This is a genomic window from Streptomyces sp. 2323.1 (assembly GCF_900221035.1).
In the GTDB taxonomy this organism is placed as follows: domain Bacteria; phylum Actinomycetota; class Actinomycetes; order Streptomycetales; family Streptomycetaceae; genus Streptomyces; species Streptomyces sioyaensis.
In genome coordinates this window covers 1,371,184-1,389,614 of record NZ_LT907981.1, presented here as the reverse complement: position 1 = coordinate 1,389,614, position 18,431 = coordinate 1,371,184, and the positions used below count along the sequence as shown (strand labels likewise).

Annotated in this window: 14 protein-coding genes and 1 tRNA gene; 5 read left to right on the top strand and 10 right to left on the bottom strand. The window is 72.0% G+C overall.

Going from position 1 to position 18,431, the window contains the following annotated elements:
* Nucleotides 1-8 precede the first annotated feature (8 nt).
* The 4 genes from CPH93_RS05360 to CPH93_RS05345 form a co-directional block, all read right to left on the bottom strand.
* Nucleotides 9-833, bottom strand: a complete 825-nt coding sequence (locus tag CPH93_RS05360; RefSeq protein ID WP_096212120.1) for an aldo/keto reductase — start codon at nt 831-833, stop codon at nt 9-11.
* A gap of 58 nt (nt 834-891) precedes the next feature.
* Nucleotides 892-1,164, bottom strand: coding sequence for a hypothetical protein (locus tag CPH93_RS05355; protein WP_093486559.1), 273 nt, complete (start codon nt 1,162-1,164; stop codon nt 892-894).
* A 248-nt stretch (nt 1,165-1,412) separates the two neighbouring features.
* Entirely contained in the window at nt 1,413-3,239 is a 1,827-nt protein-coding gene (locus CPH93_RS05350; RefSeq protein WP_173909722.1) for an AMP-dependent synthetase/ligase, read from the bottom strand.
* Between the two features lie 309 nt (nt 3,240-3,548).
* Nucleotides 3,549-4,412, bottom strand: coding sequence for a LysR substrate-binding domain-containing protein (locus CPH93_RS05345; protein WP_096212119.1), 864 nt, complete (start codon nt 4,410-4,412; stop codon nt 3,549-3,551).
* A 164-nt stretch (nt 4,413-4,576) separates the two neighbouring features.
* Between CPH93_RS05345 and CPH93_RS05340 the strand changes: the two genes are divergently transcribed.
* Nucleotides 4,577-5,644: a bile acid:sodium symporter family protein gene (locus CPH93_RS05340; protein ID WP_096212118.1), complete on the top strand. Its 1,068-nt coding sequence runs from the start codon at nt 4,577-4,579 to the stop codon at nt 5,642-5,644.
* A 53-nt stretch (nt 5,645-5,697) separates the two neighbouring features.
* Here CPH93_RS05340 and CPH93_RS05335 read toward each other — a convergent pair whose 3' ends face one another.
* The gene (locus CPH93_RS05335; protein WP_173909721.1) at nt 5,698-7,662 is read right to left on the bottom strand and encodes a sialidase family protein; all 1,965 of its coding nucleotides are present in this window, start codon (nt 7,660-7,662) and stop codon (nt 5,698-5,700) included.
* A 242-nt stretch (nt 7,663-7,904) separates the two neighbouring features.
* The gene (locus CPH93_RS05330) at nt 7,905-8,846 is read right to left on the bottom strand and encodes a quinone oxidoreductase family protein (RefSeq protein WP_096215317.1); all 942 of its coding nucleotides are present in this window, start codon (nt 8,844-8,846) and stop codon (nt 7,905-7,907) included.
* A 155-nt stretch (nt 8,847-9,001) separates the two neighbouring features.
* On the opposite strand from CPH93_RS05330, the gene CPH93_RS05325 reads away from it, so the two are divergent.
* The gene (locus CPH93_RS05325) at nt 9,002-9,445 is read left to right on the top strand and encodes a MarR family winged helix-turn-helix transcriptional regulator (RefSeq protein WP_096212117.1); all 444 of its coding nucleotides are present in this window, start codon (nt 9,002-9,004) and stop codon (nt 9,443-9,445) included.
* Between the two features lie 27 nt (nt 9,446-9,472).
* Here CPH93_RS05325 and fdhD read toward each other — a convergent pair whose 3' ends face one another.
* On the bottom strand, nt 9,473-10,339 hold the full coding sequence (gene fdhD / locus CPH93_RS05320; protein ID WP_096212116.1) for a formate dehydrogenase accessory sulfurtransferase FdhD: 867 nt from the start codon (nt 10,337-10,339) through the stop codon (nt 9,473-9,475).
* 189 nt (nt 10,340-10,528) lie between these two features.
* The gene (locus CPH93_RS05315) at nt 10,529-11,878 is read right to left on the bottom strand and encodes an FAD-dependent monooxygenase (RefSeq protein ID WP_096212115.1); all 1,350 of its coding nucleotides are present in this window, start codon (nt 11,876-11,878) and stop codon (nt 10,529-10,531) included.
* Between the two features lie 558 nt (nt 11,879-12,436).
* Here CPH93_RS05315 and CPH93_RS05310 point away from each other — a divergent pair.
* Together CPH93_RS05310 and CPH93_RS05305 are read left to right on the top strand one after the other, a co-directional pair.
* Nucleotides 12,437-12,814 (top strand): chorismate mutase, encoded by a 378-nt coding sequence (locus CPH93_RS05310; protein ID WP_040899731.1) that lies wholly within the window; start codon nt 12,437-12,439, stop codon nt 12,812-12,814.
* Between the two features lie 377 nt (nt 12,815-13,191).
* Nucleotides 13,192-14,787: an aldehyde dehydrogenase family protein gene (locus tag CPH93_RS05305; protein ID WP_093486573.1), complete on the top strand. Its 1,596-nt coding sequence runs from the start codon at nt 13,192-13,194 to the stop codon at nt 14,785-14,787.
* A 236-nt stretch (nt 14,788-15,023) separates the two neighbouring features.
* Here the strand turns inward: CPH93_RS05305 and CPH93_RS05300 are convergent, their stop codons facing one another.
* A complete protein-coding gene (locus CPH93_RS05300) occupies nt 15,024-16,358 on the bottom strand; it encodes a DUF2254 domain-containing protein (protein ID WP_096212114.1) in 1,335 nt (444 codons plus the stop codon).
* A 105-nt stretch (nt 16,359-16,463) separates the two neighbouring features.
* Here CPH93_RS05300 and CPH93_RS05295 point away from each other — a divergent pair.
* Nucleotides 16,464-16,551: transfer RNA gene (locus CPH93_RS05295), tRNA-Leu, on the top strand.
* Between the two features lie 309 nt (nt 16,552-16,860).
* On the opposite strand, the gene CPH93_RS05290 is transcribed toward CPH93_RS05295, so the two are convergent.
* Complete coding sequence (locus CPH93_RS05290) at nt 16,861-18,423, bottom strand: GMC family oxidoreductase (RefSeq protein ID WP_093486636.1); 1,563 nt, start codon at nt 18,421-18,423, stop codon at nt 16,861-16,863.
* Nucleotides 18,424-18,431: the final 8 nt, after the last annotated feature.

Sequence of the window (18,431 nt, the reverse complement as noted above, 5' to 3'; positions counted from 1 at the left end):
GCGGCAGGTCAGCCCATGTCGAAGGTGTCCGGGTCCGGGCCGAGGCGGTTGCCGGAGTCCAGCCCCGCGAGGGTGGCGAGGTCCGTGTCGTCCAGCTCGAAGCCGAAGACGTCGATGTTCTCGGCGATGCGGGAGGGCGTGGCGGACTTCGGGATGACGACATTGCCGAGCTGGAGGTGCCAGCGCAGCACCACCTGGGCGGGGGTCCTGCCGTGCTTGGCGGCGAGCTCGGCGAGCGTCGGGTGCGCCAGGAGGCCCTTGCCCTGGCCCAGCGGCGACCACGCCTCGGTGACGATGTGGTGGCGGGCGTGGAAGGCGCGGGACTCGGCCTGCTGGAACTGCGGGTGCAGCTCGATCTGGTTGACGGCCGGGACGACGGAGGTCTCGCCGAGCAGCCGTTCCAGGTGGGCAGGCTGGAAGTTCGAGACGCCGATGGCCTTGGCGCGGCCGTCCGCGTAGATCTTCTCCAGGGCCTTGTAGGTGTCGATGTACGTGTCCCGGGCCGGGAGCGGCCAGTGGATCAGGTACAGATCCACGTACTCCAGGCCGAGCCTGCTCAGGGAGGCGTCGAAGGCGCGCAGCGTGGAGTCGTAGCCCTGATCGGAATTCCACACCTTGGTCGTGACGAACAGTTCGTCACGCGGGATGCCGGAAGCGGCGAGCGCCTTGCCCGTGCTCGCTTCGTTGCCATAGGCGGACGCGGTGTCGATGCTGCGGTACCCGGCCTCCAGGGCCTGGTCCACGACGCGGCCGTCGTCGACCTGCCAGACACCGAAGCCGAGCTGCGGCATCGCGACGCCGTTGTTGAGCGTGATGGAAGGAACCTTGCTCACGGGGGAATCGGTCCTTATGTCGACTGGTGCGTGCACGGACATCAACGATCATCCGCGGTCACGCATTCCCGCGCACGTCCACGGGAGGCGCGCAGCGTGCGGCGCAGGGCGGCCCCGGAAGGGGCTCGACTGCGGGCATGGGGCCGTCCGCGTCGGTCAGTTCGCCGAGGGTGAACGCACCGGCGCAGAGCACCACGAGTCCGGTGCACAGCTCCAGGGCGCCGACGAGACCCGGCAGTCCGGCGGGGACCACACCGGAGCCGGGGGACAGGCCGGCGGCGCCGGCGAGCGAGAGCAGGCCCTGGGCCACGTCCGAGGCGGAGCTGAACACGCTTGACGGTGAGGTACGGGAGGCAGGCGGCGACCGCGATCCGGCCGAGGAGCGTGAGGCGGCGGTTTTCCATGACAGGAGCCTCGCCGGCCGGGGCACGGCGGACGTCCGCCCGGCGGACGATCCGGGTCCGCCGGACGGCGGAGCGGGAGGGGGAGCGGGGGCGGTGCCGGCCGGCGTGGGCCGGGTGGTGGTGACGGCTGGCGCGCGGCGGGCGAGCGCAGCGAAGTCCCGGGCCGCCGGGCCCGTCACGCCTGGTAGAGCGCGTCCACCTCGACCGAGTACGCGGTCTCGATCGCCTTGCGCTTGAGCTTCAGCGACGGGGTCAGCAGCCCGTGCTCCTCGCTGAACTGGTTGGCCAGTATCCGGAACGTACGGATCGACTCGGCCTGCGAGACCAGCGTGTTGGCGGCGACGACGGCACGCCGGATCTCGGTCTCCAGGTCGGGGTCGCGCACCAGGTCGGTCGGCGGCATCTCCGGCTTGTCGCGCATGGCCAGCCAGTGCGTGACCGCCTCCGGGTCCAGGGTCACCAGCGCGGCGATGAACGGCCGGTCGTTGCCGACCACGATGCACTGGGCGACCAGCGGATGCGCCCGCACCCGCTCCTCCAGGCCCACCGGCGAGACCGTCTTGCCACCGGAGGTGACCAGGACCTCCTTCTTCCGGCCGGTGATCTTCAGATAGCCGTCCTCGTCCAGCTCACCGAGGTCACCGGTGGAGAACCAGCCGTCGTGCAGCACGGCATCGGTCGCCTTCGGGTCGTTGTGGTAGCCGTGGAAGACCTGGCCGCCGTACAGCCAGATCTCGCCGTCCTCCGCGATGTGCACGGTGGTGCCCGGGACGGGGGTGCCGACGGTGCCGAAGCGGGTGCGCTCGGGCGGGTTGGCGGTGGCGGCCGCGGTGCTCTCCGTCAGGCCGTAGCCCTCGAAGATCCGTACGCCGGCGCCGGCGAAGAACAGCCCGAGCCGGCGCCCCATCGCCGAGCCGCCCGACATCGCATGCCGCACCCGGCCGCCCATCGCGGCCCGGACCTTGCTGTAGACCAGCTTGTCGAAGAGCTGATGCTGCATCCGCAGCGAGGCGTTCGGGCCGGACCCGGTGCCGAAGGCCTTGTTCTCCTGCGCCTCGGCATAGCGGACCGCGATCTCGACGGCCTTGTCGAACGGCCCGAGCTTGCCGTCCGCCTCCGCCCGCCGCCGGGCCGCGGCGAAGACCTTCTCGAAGATGTACGGGACCGCGAGGATGAACGTCGGCTGGAAGGTCTGCAGATCGGGCAGCAGGGCACGGGCCGCCAGCTCGGGCTGGTGGCCCAGCTTGACCCGGCCGCGGACCGCGGCGACCTGCACCATCCGGCCGAAGACGTGCGCCAGCGGCAGGAAGAGCAGGGTGGCCGCCTCGTCGCCCGGCTTGGAGTGGAAGACCGTTTCGTAGCGGAGCACGATGTTGTCGGACTCGGCCATGAAATTGGCGTGGGTGATCACACAGCCCTTGGGGCGGCCGGTGGTGCCGGAGGTGTAGATGATCGTCGCGGTGGCGTCCGGGGTGACGGCCATCCGGTGGCGGTGCACCACGTCGTCGTCGATATGCGCACCGGCCGCGGTCAGTTCGGCCACCGGATCGGCGTCCAGCTGCCACAGTTTGCGCAGGTGGGGCAGCCGGTCGATGACCGAGCCGACGGTCATCGCATGGTCCTCGTGCTCGACCAGACAGGCCGAGACGCCCGCGTTGTGCAGCATCCAGAAGACCTGCTCGGCCGAGGACGTCGGATACAGCGGGACGGACTGGACGCCGATCGACCACAGCGCGAAGTCGAACAGGGTCCACTCATAGCGCGTACGGGACATGATGCCGACGCGGTCGCCGAAGCGGACGCCCTGCGCGAGCAGCCCCTTGGCCAGTGCGAGGACCTCGTCCCGGAACTGTCCGGAGGTGACGTTCTGCCAGTTTCCCGCATCGTCCTTACGCGCCAGTGCGACGCGTCCGGGATCGGATTCGGCATGCTCGTAGACGACGTCCGCCAGCCCGCCGACCCGGGGCGCGGTCGCCAGTGGCGGGACGGTGAACTCGCGCAATGACCCAGCTCCTCGTGGTGCTCCTCACAAGGCCGCGACCGTACCCCACGGTGACCTCTTCCGGCAGGGCCGTACCACGTCGCGAACGCGGCTGCACGGGAACTGGCCAACGGGCGAAATTGGGTTACTTCGGAGAAGCGGGGACATGATCCCGCCGGTTCAACGTCGGACGATCACGACGCCGGGACCATATCTGCACGAAATCTCTGCACGTGACCTTGCGATCTCTCCACGTGACGGCCGAGGGGGCGACGCGTCCGGAGTGGCGCCGGATGACGAGACCGGTTCGGCGGACCGGTCGGTGGCCGGTCAGGGGAGCTGGAGCCGGACGCCGCCCGAGAGGACCGCGTCCGCGAGCGCCTCGGCCGGGCCCCGCGCCGCGCGGTCACGCTGCCCATGGAGAAGAGCGAAATCCACGCTGCCCAGTTCCGGCAGACCGGCACGTGGCGAGATCTGCACCAAACCTGGCGGGATCATGCCCCTCGTATGTGCCATGACGCCCAGGCTTGCCCGGGTTGCGGCGATCAGTCCGTTCAGGCTTCCGCTGGTGCAGGCGATCCGCCACTCCCGGCCCGCGCGCTCCAGCGCCTCCAGGGCCCGGGCGCGGGTCAGCGCGGGCGGCGGGAAGACGACCAGGGGGACCGCACGCTGCGGATCCAGGCGCAGCCGCTCGGCGCCGACCCACACCAGGCGGTCGCGCCACACCAGCCGTCCGTGGGACGCCTCCGGGCGCCGCTTGGCGAGAACGAGGTCGAGCCGTCCGGCCGCCAACAACTCGTGGAGGGTCCCCGACAGCTCGACGGTCAGCTCCAGATCGACCTCGGGGTGGTCCCGCCGGAACCCTTCGAGGACCTCCGGCAGCCGGGTCAGCACGAAGTCCTCCGAGGCGCCGAAGCGGAGCCGGCCGCGCAGCCGGGTCCCCGCGAAGAAGCTCGTGGCCCGCTCGTTCGCCTCCAGGATCGTCCGGGCGAAGCCGAGCATCGCCTCGCCGTCCTCGGTCAGCTCCACCCCGTGGGTGTCCCGGGTGAAGAGCCGGCGCCCGGCGGTCGTCTCCAGCTTCCGGACGTGCTGGCTCACGGTCGACTGCCGCAGCCCGAGCCGGTGCGCGGCTTGGGTGAAGCTCAGCGTCTGCGCCACGGCGAGAAAGGTGCGCAGCTGTACGGGTTCGAACACGGGCCCTCCGTCTCGGCCGCCGCCCCCGGCGTCGTTCATCGCGGAACGTAATAACAGTGACCATGGTAAGAGGGGTTCCCGATCGGTGCAGGTCGCGCAACCCTGGAGCGTGGGCCGCACCCGGCCGTCCTGCCCGCGAGCCGCCCCACGACCGAAGAGAGATCATGCACCGCCCTGTGCTCAAGCTGCCCTCCTGGCTGCCCGTGGACGGATTCATCCTGGCGCTGGTGGGCACCGTCGGGCTGGCCGCGCTGCTGCCCGCCCGCGGACCGGCCGCCACCGTCGCCGAGGGGGCCTCGACCGGAGCCGTCGCCCTGCTCTTCTTCCTCTACGGCGCCCGGCTCTCCAGCCGCGAGGCCCTGGACGGACTGCGCCACTGGCGACTTCACCTCACCGTTCTGGCCTGCACCTTCGTGCTCTTCCCCCTGCTCGGCCTGGCCGCCCGTTTCCTGGTCCCCGAGGTGCTGCCGCCCACCCTCTACACCGGGCTGCTGTTCCTGTGCCTGGTGCCGTCCACGGTCCAGTCCTCGGTCGCCTTCACCGCCATCGCCCGCGGCAATGTCGCGGCGGCGATCTGCGCCGGCTCGTTCTCCAGCCTCCTCGGCATCGTCATCACACCGCTGCTGGCGGGGCTCGTCCTGCACGGCAACGGCGGTGGCTTCTCGGCCGGTTCCCTGCTGAAGATCGTCTGCCAGCTGCTGCTGCCGTTCATTGCCGGGCAGCTGCTGCGGCGGTGGATCGGCGGGTTCCTCACCCGCCACCGGAAGGCCCTGGGCCGGGTGGACCGGGGCTCGATCCTGCTCGTCGTCTACGCCGCCTTCAGTGCCGGCGTCGTCCAGGGCATCTGGCAGCAGGTCTCCGCGCTGCGGCTGCTGTGTCTGCTGGGGGTGGAGGCGGTGGTGCTCGCGGTGATGCTGACGGCCTCCTCGTACGGCGCCCGGAAGCTCGGCTTCCGCCGTGCGGACCGGATCGCGATCACCTTCGCCGGCTCGAAGAAGAGCCTGGCGGCCGGTCTGCCGATGGCGAGTGTCCTCTTCGGCGCCCAGGCCGGGCTCGTGGTGCTGCCGCTGATGCTGTTCCACCAGATGCAGTTGATGGTGTGCGCGTTCCTGGCGAAGCGGATGGCGGCCCGCACCGTACCGGAGCCGCGGCGGGAGGGTGCTCCCGCCGCGACGCCGGCCGGTCCCGGTGCCGCGGCGGAGGCCACGGCGGCGGTGGCGGCCGGGCAGTAGCCGTCCGGGCCGCGCACCTAACGCCCCGGGCCGCGCACGTTGGGGCCGCGCCCCTAACGTCCCGCGCCGCGCACCCGGTCCAGCGGCAGCCCGAGGACCAGCGGTCCGGGCGCCGGGGCGTTGTCGGCGCGGACGGCGGCCAGTTCGGTGTCGCTCAGGGCCCGCCGGTAGACGCGGACCTCGTCCAGCGCGCCGGTGAACTGGACCCGGCCGTCGGGCTTCTGGCCCAGGTGCACACCGAAGACCGAGCCCCGGCTGACCGACCCCGGAACATCGGGCACGACCGTCGTTTCGTCGCCGTCCACGGTGAGCAGCAGCCGGCCGCCGGTGCGGCGCAGCGCCAGATGGTGCCAGCTGCCGTCGTTGTAGGCGGCGTGGGTGACGGCCTGGGCGGTGGCGGCCGGTGCGGCGCCGTCGACGGCGGTCAGCCGGCCGACGAGCCGGCCGTGGGCGGGGTCGCCCTCCACCGCGACCTGCGGGGTCCGGGTGCCCACCCCGCCCATCCACAGCAGCGGCTGTTCACCGGTCGTGGCGTCGTAGCGGAACCACAGACTGCAGGTGAAGTCCTGGGTGCCCAGGGGGAGGGAGGAGCGGAAGGGGAGGCGGACCGCGTCATCGGTGCCGTCGAAGGACAGCGCTCCGCCGAAGCGGCCGTCGGTGCCGCGGGGGCCGCCGAGGACGTGCGCGGGCCGGGCGCCGCGCGCGGTGTCGCGGGTGGTGGGGTCCGGGCCGCGGCGCGGGCCGAGCCAGGTCTCGGTGAAGCGGGCGAAGCGGATCTCGTCCCGGGCGTCGACCGCGCCGCCCTCGTACATCAGGCCGGTGACCTCGGGGGAGATGGCGACCAGGTCCGAGTAGCCGGACCAGTCGGTGGTGACCCGGGCGCCCCGGTCGGCGCTCTCCCAGGTACGGCCCTCGTCCCAGGAGGAGCGGACGGTCATGGTGCGCCGCCGGTCGGGGTCGGCGGGCGCCGCGAAGAGGGTGCGGCTGCGGCCGCCCGCGGCGGGCGAGTGCGGCAGCCGCAGCGCGGAGCCCTGCACCATCGGGGTGTAGAGGTCGGGCAGCGCGCGGAACGGCGCGCTGAACGAGGTGCCGCCGTCGCGGCTGACGGCCGCGGTGCGATGGCCCAGATCGGTGCCGTCCTGTTCCCGGCCGTTGACGTAGACCGAGCCGTCGGAGCGTTCCAGGAGGGTCATTTCGGAGGGCTTTTGCCGGAAGGTGCCGTCGGCGGCGATCGGCCAGGTGTCCAGCGCGCCGACCTTCCAGGTGGCGCCGCCGTCATCGCTGTGGACCAGTGCGGCGTGGTTGGCGGTGACCCGGTTTCCCGCGTAGCTCTCGGAGTTGATGCCGAAGATCAGCCGGCCGCGGTGCCGTCCGTGGGTGAGCTGGATGCCGTGCACGGGACCGGTGGCGTACCAGGAATTCCACTGCGGGGGCCGGATGGCGGGGGTCAGGTCCCGGGGCGTGGACCAGGTCGCGCCGTCGTCGTCGCTGTACTGGAGGTGCGGGGTGCGGTCGCAGGGCACGTCGCAGCTGAGCCCGTCGGTGCGGCCCTTGTTGTAGGTCTCGGCCAGGACGATCCGGCCGGTGCGGCGGTCCACGACGGGCGCCGGGTTGCCGTGGGTGTCGCCGCCTCCGTGGTTGACGACCTGGAGCGGGCCCCAGGTGCGGCCGCCGTCGGTGGAACGCTTGAGGACCAGGTCGATATCGCCCGCGTCCCCGCAGTCGTGCCGCCGGCCCTCGGCGAACGCGAGGAGGGTCCCCCGGGCGGACTCCACCACGGCCGGTATCCGGAAGCAGAAGTAGCCCTGTTCCTGGGACGCCTTGAAGAGGACCTGTTGGTCGAATCCGCCGGCCGGGGAGGACGTCGCGGCGCCCGGGGCACCGGCGGGCGCGGCCTGGGCGGGAGCGGTCGGCAGGAGGGCGAGGGCGGTGGCGGTCAGCGCGCCGAGCAGGGCTGCGGCACGGCGGCGCCGGGGTCTGCTGCGGTGACCGGGGTGTGCGCGGAGAACTGACGTCATGGTCCGGCCTGCCCTTCGAGGCATCGGCGTCGGGTCATCAGGACATCCCACGTCCTATGTGCATCGCGACGGAAGCTACTGCCGCGTGCGGACCGCGACAAGGAGCGTGCGTCGGTTCTCCGCGCCGCAGCCGGAATTCACCCGCCCGGCCCGCAAGTACTGCGCCGGGTGCGCCGGACGGGGCACCGGGGAGGGGAGTGTCGAACGCGCCGGGCACCCGGCACCGCGGCGCCCAGCGCCCCTCACGGCCGCAGGATCACCTTGCCGAGATTGGTCCTCGCCTCGATGATCTCGTGCGCCTTCGCCGCCTCGGCCAGCGGCAGTTCGGCATGGACGGCGGCCCGCAGCCGGCCGGATCCGGCCAGCTCCCACAGCTGCGCATGGTGCTGCGCGTAGCGCGTGCGGTGGACGGCGGCGAAGCGGCGCATGGTCAGCCCGGTGATGGTCCGGTCGCCGGCCAGCAGCTCGTACGCCGGGACCGTACCGCCACCGGAGTTGAAGAAGATCAGCCGCCCGCCGGGAGCCGACGCGGCCAGTGCCCGCGGCAGCAGCTCGCCGCCGACCCCGTCCAGCACGACGTCGACCGGCTCGCCCCAGGACTCCTGGTCGTACGTCACCACCTCATCCGCCCCCAGCCCGTGGAGGAATTCCGCCTTGGCCGCCGAGCTGACGGCGGCCACCACGCGCGCTGCGCCCTGGAGCTTCGCGAGTTGGACGGCGAGATGTCCGGTGCCACTGGCCGCACCGGTGATGAGGACGGACTCGGCGCCCCGCGGCGCGCCGGTGCTGAGCGCGGCGAGCGCGACATGCCCGCTGCGCACCAGGGCCACCGCCTCCACGGAAGTCGCGCCGTCGGGTATCCGGCTCGCCAGAAAGGCGGGGGCGAGGACGAGTTCGGCGTACGAGCCGGTGAGGGTGAGCGAGGTGACGCGGTCCCCGACGGCGAAGCCGGTGACGTCCGCGCCGTGCCCGACGACCACACCGGCGATCTCGCCCCCGGGCATGGCGGGCAGTGGATCGCCGCCGCCGTTGCCGTCGCCGCGCACCCGCCGTACGCACGGCAGCGTGACGCCGATCGCCTCGGTGCGGACGAGGAGTTCGCCGGGGCCGGGCACCGGCGCCTCGGCGTCCTCGACGCGCAGGACCTCGGGACCGCCGTAGGCATGGAATCGGACTCGGCGCATGGGGCACACCTCCAGGAGGATGTCTCCGGTCGGCGCGCACGCCTCCCGGATGCCATCGGACGTCATTGGGCTCCCCAACGATAACCACAAAGTCGTTGGAGGCGCCTATGTTTTTTCATGGGGCATCCCCAACGGTTTACGGGTACGGTGGGCCCATGGCCGACACCCCCTACGCCCCCAGCCGTATCCGCGGGCTCCCCAGCTGGCTGCTGGGCCGCGCCGCCGCCCGGGGCCATCGCCTCGTCGCCGATGCCCTGGCCACCGAAGGCATGCGGATGATGCATCACGCCGTGCTGTCGGCCGTCGCCGAACTCGGCCCGGTCTCCCAGGCGGAGCTCGGCCGGACGCTGGGCATCGACCCCAAGGACATGGTCGCGCTCGTCAACGACCTTCAGCGGGACGGGCTGGTGACCCGCACGCCCGACCCGGGGGACCGGCGCAAGAACGCCGTCGAGATCTCCGCCGACGGCCGGCGGCGGCTGCGCCGCACCCAGCGGCTCGGTGACCGGGCCAACGCGGAGCTGACCGCGGCCCTGACCCCGGCCGAACGCGAGCAGCTGATTTCCCTGCTCACGCGGATCGCGCTGCCCGAGGAGTAGCCGGCGGCCCGGCGCCGGGCCGCCGCTTCAGCCGGCCGCTCCGTCCACCGCCAGCCGGTGCGCGCCCGCATACACGTTCATCGAGGAGCCGCGCAGAAACCCGATCAGGGTCAGTCCGGTCTCGGTGGCCAGGTCGACGGCGAGCGAGGACGGCGCCGAGACCGCGGCGAGCACGGGAATGCCCGCCATCACGGCCTTCTGCGCCAGCTCGAACGACGCCCGCCCGGAGACCATCAGCACGCCGGAGGACAGCGGCAGCCGCCCCTCCTGGAGCGCCCGCCCGATGATCTTGTCGACGGCGTTGTGCCGCCCGACGTCCTCCCGGATGTCGAGCAGTTCGCCGTCCGCCGTGAACAGCGCCGCGGCATGCAGGCCCCCGGTCCGCTCGAACACGCGCTGGGCGGCCCGCAGCCGGTCGGGCAGCGCGGCGAGCGTCGCCGGCTCGATACGAACGGGGGTGTCGGGGCCGGTGTCCAGGGGCCAGCGGGTGCGGGTGCGCACCGCGTCCAGGCTGGCCTTTCCGCACAGCCCGCACGACGACGTCGTATAGACGTTGCGCTCCAGGGTGATGTCCGGGACCGGGACCCCGTCCGCGAGCCGCACATCCACGACGTTGTAGGTGTTCGTGCCGTCCCCGTTCCCGGTCTCGCCACCGGTCGCCCCCGCGCAGTAGACGATGTGCGTCAGCTCGTCGGCGCGCGCCAGGACGCCTTCGCTGACGAGGAAGCCGGCGGCGAGCGCGAAGTCGTCCCCCGGAGTGCGCATCGTGATCGCCAGCGGCTTGCCGCCGAGCCGGATCTCCAGCGGCTCCTCGGCGACGAGGGTGTCCGGGCGGGTGCTCACGACACCGTCGCGGATGCGGATGACGCGGCGTCGCTCGGTGACCCGTCCCATGTCTGATCAGTCCCGTCCTCACCGGCCCTGGACCCGGTGGTGTAGCTGCGGACAGCCGAAGCGGCCCTGGCGGCAGAGGCTGTCGGGGGCCACCGGGGGCGTGGTGCGCCACGGCGCCCTCGACCTTCCCATTCTCCTGCACGGGCCGGGCGGGCCCCTACCTGGGCGGGGCGGGCTCCTGCACGGGCCTCAGCGCCCCGGCCCGGCGGGCCCCGCTTCCTTCCCGGCGGGCCCCGCCTCCTTCAGCCCGCGGCCGCCGAAGGCGCCCGAGCCGTCGGCCGCGGCCCAGGCCGCCTCCAGTCCGGCCTGGTCCAGCGTCCGCCAGTCCGGGGTGTCCTGGACGAAGGTCCGCCCCAGCCGCCGTCCCAGCTCGACCATGCTCCGGCCGGTCCTGCCGCGCTCGGTGCCGTACGCCTCCAGCGCATCCGGCCGCTCCGGCAGGGCCCGCAGTGCGGCCTCCAGCGCGACGGCGTCCTGGAGCGCCTTGACCGCGCCGCCGCCGGTGTGCGGACGGGCGACGGTGGCCGCGTCGCCCGCGAGCACCAGCCGGCCGGCGGTGTAGCGCGGCGCCGTGAAGTCGTACATGGGCTGGAGGAACCGCTCTTGACGAGTCGTCAGCTCCAGCAGCCCGCCCCAGTACGGCGGCAGCAACTCGCCCGTGACGTAGCGGAGATGGGCGTACAGCGCATCGGTGAGGGCGCCGGGCGGCAGGCTCGCGGGGGCGTTGGGTCCCAGCGCGGGGCCGCCGGGCGGTGCGGTGTACAGCACCCAGTTGGCGCGCCGGCCCCCGTGGCCGTCGGGGATGCGGTAGATGATGACGTGGCCGCCGGGGAAGACGCCGTAGACGCAGTCCTCCTGCGCCCACGGCTCGGACGGCAGGCCGGGCAGGTCCAGCGCCGCCAGCCGGTCGGCCGGGACGGTGCCCCGCCAGGCCAGATAGCCGGCGTAGTCGGGCCGTACGCCGGGGAACGCGGCGTCGCGCACCACGGAGCGGTAGCCGTCCGCGCCGATGACCAGATCGAAGCGCTCCGTACGGCCCCCGGTGCGGGCGCGGTCCCGCGGCCCGGCGGCCATCTCGCCGTCTCCCGCTACGTCGCCGTCGAAATGCAGCACCGCACCGTCCGCGTCACCGTCGACTGCCACCACCCGGGTCCCCGGCCGGAACACCGTGTCCTGCGGCAGCCGTTGCCGTAACTCCCGCCAGAGCGGCCCCCAGCAGTACGAGCGGAACGGGAAGGGCTGGACGGCGATCTGGCGGCCGAGCGGAGCGGCGCCGTCCCGGACATACCAGCGGCGGGTGGTCAGCTGTGCCCACGGCATCGCGGTGTCCAGATAGCCGGCGGCCGCGAGCTCGGCGTACCGGGCGTCGTGCACCACGAGGCCGACACCACGGTCCGCGAGCAGACCCGCGGTGCGTTCATGGAGGGTGATCCGGCCCGCGCCGGCGCGATGCGCGGCCAGTGCTGCGGCGCATCCGGCGATACTGCCGCCCACGACGGCGACATCGGCCCCTTCGATCGTCATGCGGTCCGTGCCCATACGGTGCCCCCTGCGCTGTCCCGCAGCCGAGGGTCGGTCGGCCGCCCGGTCCGATCGGGCGCATTGTCGCAGGAGTTCCCCTTCCACGCCCGGTAATCAGGGAACGGGAAGAGAATTCCGTACATGTGGAGCAGGAGGGATGGCCGGGCGTCGGCCTGGGTATATGCCTGAGCCGGGGCCGGCGCACACTGCGGCCCCGCGTCAAGCGGCCCGGTGGCGGGATCTGTGGGGGGTCCCGCCACCGGGCGTACGACGAGTCTTCCGACGGACGCCGGTCGGCTGAGCCGGACCGCACGACACCACCGAAGCCCGGCGCACGCTCCGCTCCCGCCGCATCCACCGCCCGGCCGACCGCCGCGCCCCAGTTCAGGACCGCTTCGCGCCCGCGTCGTCCGGTGCGGATTCCCGCCGGTCCGCTCCGTGAGATCAGCGCCGGTCGACGGCCACCGTCCGGGTAATGTGCGTGTCGATCACCCATGACATACCCGGCCACCCCTGACGTACCCGAGGCACCCCAGGGCACCGGGCACCCGACCGATCACGAATGGCGAGACGCACATGAGCGAAGGGACAGCACCGGCGGCCGGCGACGCGACCTCCGTCGCGGACGAGGCGGCCCGTGAGCGGCTGCGCTACCTGCGCGGCAGCATCGACAACCTCGACGCCGCCCTGGTGCATCTGCTCGCCGAGCGCTTCAAGTGCACCCAGCAGGTCGGCGAACTGAAGGCCCGGCACCACCTGCCGCCCGCCGACCCGGCCCGCGAGGCCGCGCAGATCGAACGGCTGCGCCGACTGGCCGAGGACGCCAAGCTGGACCCGGCCTTCGCCGAGAAGTTCCTCAACTTCATCATCGGCGAGGTGGTCCGCCATCACCGGGCGATCGCCGACCGTACCCAGGAGGGGGCGGCGGAACCGGCCGAACCGGCCGCGGGCTGAGTCCCGGCACACGACGTACGAGGGTGGGCGGGCCGTGCGGGCCCGCCCACCCTCGTCGTGTTCCCGTGTGCGGCGGACCCCGCCGTCCCGATGCGCCGCCCAAGTGCCCACAGTGGAGGGGCACTTGGACGTCCCGGGGCCCAGTGCACCTTCTCTCGGGCGGACCCGCCCGAAACCGGCCACCCGGCCGCCCCGCCCACCGGTCGCCTCACCCAGGTGGCCCCGTCGCCCGCGCCGAGTGACACTCGCCATACCTGACGCCGGACCGTCCCGCAGTGCCCCCTTGCCCACTACCGTCCAGTAACGCGGTTCCCCGGGGACCGCCCGAGCGCCACCACCCTGCCCCTCCGGCCGTGCACCGAGAGCGGAGACAACCGATGGCACCCACCCCCGAATCCACCTCGAACCCGCAGCGGAACGCGCGCACCACGCCCGCTCCGACGCTCGCCCTCAAACCCGGTACGTCCTGGCAGGACGCCTGGCAGCGCAGTCTGGCCGCGGCCCCCGAAGCGTTCCGCGACGACCGGGCCCTCAATCTGTGGGCCGGCGCCTGGCACCCGGACGGCGCTCCGCTGCCCGCCACCAGCCCCGTCGACGGCACCCCGATCGCCGGCCCGCCCCGCCTGGACGCGGACGCCGCGCTGCATGCCGTACGGGCCTCCCTCGACCAGCACCGGGCCTGGCGTCAGGTCCCGTTGACCGAGCGCAAGGCCAGGATCTCCGCCACCCTCGACGCCCTCACCGAGCACCGGGAACTGCTCGCCCTGCTGCTGGTCTGGGAGATCGGCAAGCCCTGGAAACTCGCGCAGGCCGACGTCGACCGCGCCATCGACGGCGTCCGCTGGTACGTCGATGAGATCGAGCGGATGCTCGCCGACCGCGCCCCGCTGCCCGGCCCGGTCAGCAACATCGCCAGCTGGAACTATCCGATGTCGGTGCTGATCCACGCGATGCTGGTGCAGGCGCTGGCCGGCAATGCGGTGATGGCCAAGACCCCCACCGACGGCGGCCTGGTCACTCTCACCCTGGCCTGCGCCCTGGCCGCCCGCGAGGGGGTGCCGGCCACCCTCGTCAGCGGCAGCGGCAAGGAGCTCTCGCCCGCGCTGGTCCGCTCACCGGAGATCGGCTGTGTCTCGTTCGTCGGCGGCCGGGACACCGGCGGCCGGGTCGCCACCGCCGTCGCCGACCTCGGAAAGCGCCACATCCTCGAACAGGAGGGCCTCAACACCTGGGGGATCTGGAACTTCACCGACTGGCCGGCCCTGACGCCGCTGCTGCGCAAGACCTTCGACTACGCCAAGCAGCGCTGCACCGCCTACCCCCGCTTCGTCGTCCAGCGCGAGGCCTTCGCCGACTTCCTCACGGCCTATCTCCCGGCCGTGCGCAGCGTCCGCTTCGGACACCCGCTGGCCGTCGCCGATCCCGCGGACCCGCTCCCCGAACTCGACTTCGGCCCGCTGATCAACGCCGGCAAGGCCAAGGAGCTCGCCGACCTCACCTCCGAGGCGATCACCCGGGGCGCCGTCCCCCTGCACCGGGGCAGCCTCGCCGACGGCCATTTCCTGTCCTCCCAGGACACCTCGGCCTACTTCCCGCCCACCACGCTGCTGGGCCCGCCCTCCTCCTCCCCGCTCCACCACGCCGAGCCGTTCGGCCCCGTCGACACCATCGTGCTCGTCGACACCGAGGCCGAGCTGCTCGCCGCCATGAACGCCAGCAACGGTGCCCTGGTCGCCAGCCTGTCCTGCGACGACAAGGACACCTACGACCGCCTCGCCCCGCAGATCCGCGCCTTCAAGGTCGGCCATGGCAAGCCCCGCTCCCGCGGCGACCGCGACGAGCTCTTCGGCGGCTTCGGCAACTCCTGGAGCGGCGCGTTCGTCGGCGGCGAACTCCTGGTACGGGCGGTGACCGAGGGCCCGGCCGCCGAACGCCTGCCGGGCAACTTCCCGGACTATCACCTGATGCCGTAGCCCGGACCCGGACCCGATCAGGCCCGGCCCGCCCGGACCGGCGGGTGGCAGACCGGGTGGGCACCCGCCCCTAGGGGCTGTCGTTTGGATCAGGCCGGATCAGGGAGCGGGGTCTGGCACCGCTCCTCGCCGCGTTGTCGTCGGTCGCCAGGGCTCCGCCCTGACTCCCTCCTCCGCCTTGCGATGCACGGCACCAGCCCCCGCTCCCTGATCCGGCCTGATCCAAACGACAGCCCCTAGCCGATCCCCTGCCGGTCCGGAGACGAGGCGAACCGCCGGTCCGCCGCCGCCGGCACCGCACGCGCAATGGCTTGCAAGAGCAGCGTGCGGTGCCGCAGCAGCGGCTCCTGGCGTCTCTGTGGTGCGAGCAGCAGCAGATCCTCGATCCCGGCCAGGATCCGCCGGGTGAGCTGCGGACTGTGCACCGCGGCCGCCCGGATCTCGGTCAGCCCCAGATCCACCAGAGCCGTCCAGTCCGGAATGGACTGCGTCAGCCGCACCGCACCCCGGCGGTCCCGGTGGTGCACCGTCCCGAGCGGCCGCCGGGCCACCGCCGCCAGAATCTGCACGATCCGGTCCAGGCACTGCACGGCCGTGGTCGGATCGTTCACCGCCGGCGACAGCGCCCGCAGCGCGATGTCCGACAGCTGCCGAAGTCCGAGCCCGAGGTCCTGGTGAAAGGTGCGCTCCGTCCCCACCGACACCGTGTACCGCAGCGCCCGCCGTGGCGGCACCGTCCCGCCGTGCACCGCGAGCACCGGTGTCCCCGGCAGGACGAAGTCCCCGATCCGCGGGATCAGCCGCAGGACGACCCCGTGCCGCCGCGCCACCCGTACGAGGCGTGCCACATGCACATCCAGCACCACACCGGCCCGCCCCTCATGCGCCACCCGCCCCGTCTCGGGCGCCGACGGCCCCCCGGACCCCGCGCCTTCCGCCCCCGTCCCCTGACGCGCCAGCATCCGCAGCGTCTCCTGGGTGATCCGGTCGACCACCGGGCCCACCTGCATCAGCCGCAGTGTGGCGGACACATAGGCGACGAACAACACCAGGCTGAGCCCCACCAGCATCAGCGTCAGCACGCTCTGCACCACAGGCACCGAGGTCACCTGCCGTGGGTTGGGCTCGCTCTCGTAGGAGGTGAGCACCAGCAGCGAGAACAGAAAGGTCGCGAGGAAGACCGTGAACGTGAGCTTGCTGATCCGGCTGCGGATGAAGATCCGCACCACCCGCGGTGTGCGCTGGCCGCTCGCCATCTGCAGCGCAACCAGCGAAATGCTGAAGACCACACCGATGAAGGTCAGCATCGCCGAGCTGATCGTCGTCACGATGACCTTGGTGTCCTCGGTGAGCGAGACCAGCTCCCGGACCTCTGTGTAGGCATGCTCCTGCTGGAGGCTCGCGATGATTTCAAGATCGAGCGAGCTTGCGGCCCACCACAGCAGGAACGCGCCCACCAGTCCCGCCATGGGCGCGAACCAGAACGTGTCCCGCAGATGCTCCCGCAGCGGGGAAAACGCTTTTGGCCTGCGTGGACCATCGGTATGCGAGATATGTCCCTCATTGCCCATAAATCGAGGTTATGTGGCGGGCGGATATGCAGGTGAAAGGCACTCCGAAACCTTGGTATTGTTGTCCATGTCGCCGCGGGGAACGCCCCGTGAAGATCACACCTAGTCCGGGTGGCGGAATGGCAGACGCGCTAGCTTGAGGTGCTAGTGCCCTTTATCGGGCGTGGGGGTTCAAGTCCCCCCTCGGACACCAGCGAAAACCCCTGTTGACCAGGGGTTTTCTGCATTTCTGGGACATCGTGCAACCGCGACGCAATCGATGTCCAAATTACCCCTTCCATCCTCTTTGTTTGGGAGTATCCTGGAATCCGGCCTACGGGGCGAGCGAGGGAGTTTGACCGGACATGCCTCGGGGAAGGGAGCTCTGGCTCTCGCCGAGGAGAAGGACGGAAGGTCAGGCTGAGAGGCTGAAAGGTCGTAAGACCGGACGGCGACCCCTAGCACCTGATGCGGACAATGCCGACGCAGGGAGCCCACCTCGTAGGTCTTTCGTGTGCCCGGATCAGCCGCTGCGCATCATGTCCGCACACTTCTCCCCGATCATCATCGTGGTGATGCACGGGTTCACGGTGGTCAGGAACGGCATCACCGAACCGTCCGCGACCCGCAGACCGGTGACGCCCTTCACGCGCAGCTGGGGATCGAGCGGGGTCGCCTGGTCGTCCGCCGCACCCATCCGGACGGTGCAGGCCGGGTGGTAGACGGTGTTGTGGGTGGTGCGGACGTAGTCCAGGAGCTCGGCGTCGGAGTGGGCGGAGGGCCCGGGGGCGAGTTCGGTGCCGGCCCACTCGGCCATGGGGGACTGGGAGATGATCTCGCGGGCCAGGCGGATCCCGTGCGTCATCACGCGCACATCGTGCTCATCGGTGAAGTAGCGCGGGTCGACCTTGGGCTTGTCGCGGAAGTCGCGGGTGCGCAGACGTACGGTGCCCAGGGAGCGGGCGCGGGTCACGTTCGGGGTCAGACAGAAGGCGTTCTCCGAGGTCGGATAGCCGCGGCGGAAGGTGTTCAGGTCGAAGGGCACCGAGCCGTAGTGGAACATCAAGTCCGGGCGGTCGAGGCCGGGTTCGGTGTCGGCGAAGATGCCGATCTCCCACCACTGGGTGGACGAGGTGACCATGGGCTGCTTGGCGTCCCACATGATCACGCCCTCCGGGTGGTCCTGGAGGGACGAGCCGACGCCGGGGGAGTCGACGAGCGGGTCGATGCCGGTGGCGCGCAGGTGGGTGGCCGGGCCGATGCCGGAGAGCATGAGCAGTTTCGGGGAGTCGATGGCGCCGCAGGAGACGACGGTCTCGCGGCGGGCGCGGACGGTGCGGGTGTGGATCAGGTCGGGGGCGAGATAGTCCACGCCGGTGCAGTGCCGGGCGGAGTCGAAGTTCAGGCGCTTGGCCTGGAGTCCGGTGCGTACGTCGAGGTTCTTGCGGGTGCCCATGACGGGGTGGAGATAGGACACCGAGGCCGACGAACGGGTGCCGTCGGGGAGGCAGTTGATCTGGAACCAGTTGGCGCCGCGGATGACGGTCTCGCCGGAGTTGAACGGCGTCGTCGGGATGTCGGCCGCCGCGCAGGCCTTCAGGAGGGCCTCCCCGCACGGATCGTTGGGCGCGATGGTGCGCAGGGTGACCGGGCCGCTGCGGCCGTGGTGGTCGCCGGGGGCGTCGTTGTTCTCCAGCCGCTGGTAGAGCGGGAAGCAGTCGGCCGCGCTCCAGCCCGTACAGCCCATCGCGGCCCACTCGTCGAGGTCCTCGGCCGGGGCCCAGAAGGCGATGCAGGAGTTGTGCGAGGAGCAGCCGCCGAGCACCTTGGCGCGGGCGTGCCGCAGGAAGCTGTTGCCGTTCTCCTGCGGCTCGACCGGATAGTCCCAGTCGTAGCCGGACTCCAGCAGTCCCATCCAGCGGTCCAGCCGCAGGATGTTGTCGTCGCCGACGTCGCAGGGGCCGGCCTCCAGGAGGCAGACGCTGACCGCCGGGTCCTCGCTGAGCCGGGCGGCGACGACGGCACCGGCCGTGCCGCCGCCGACCACCACATAGTCGAACTCGTCCACAGGGGTCTCTTGGGCCATCGTGCCGC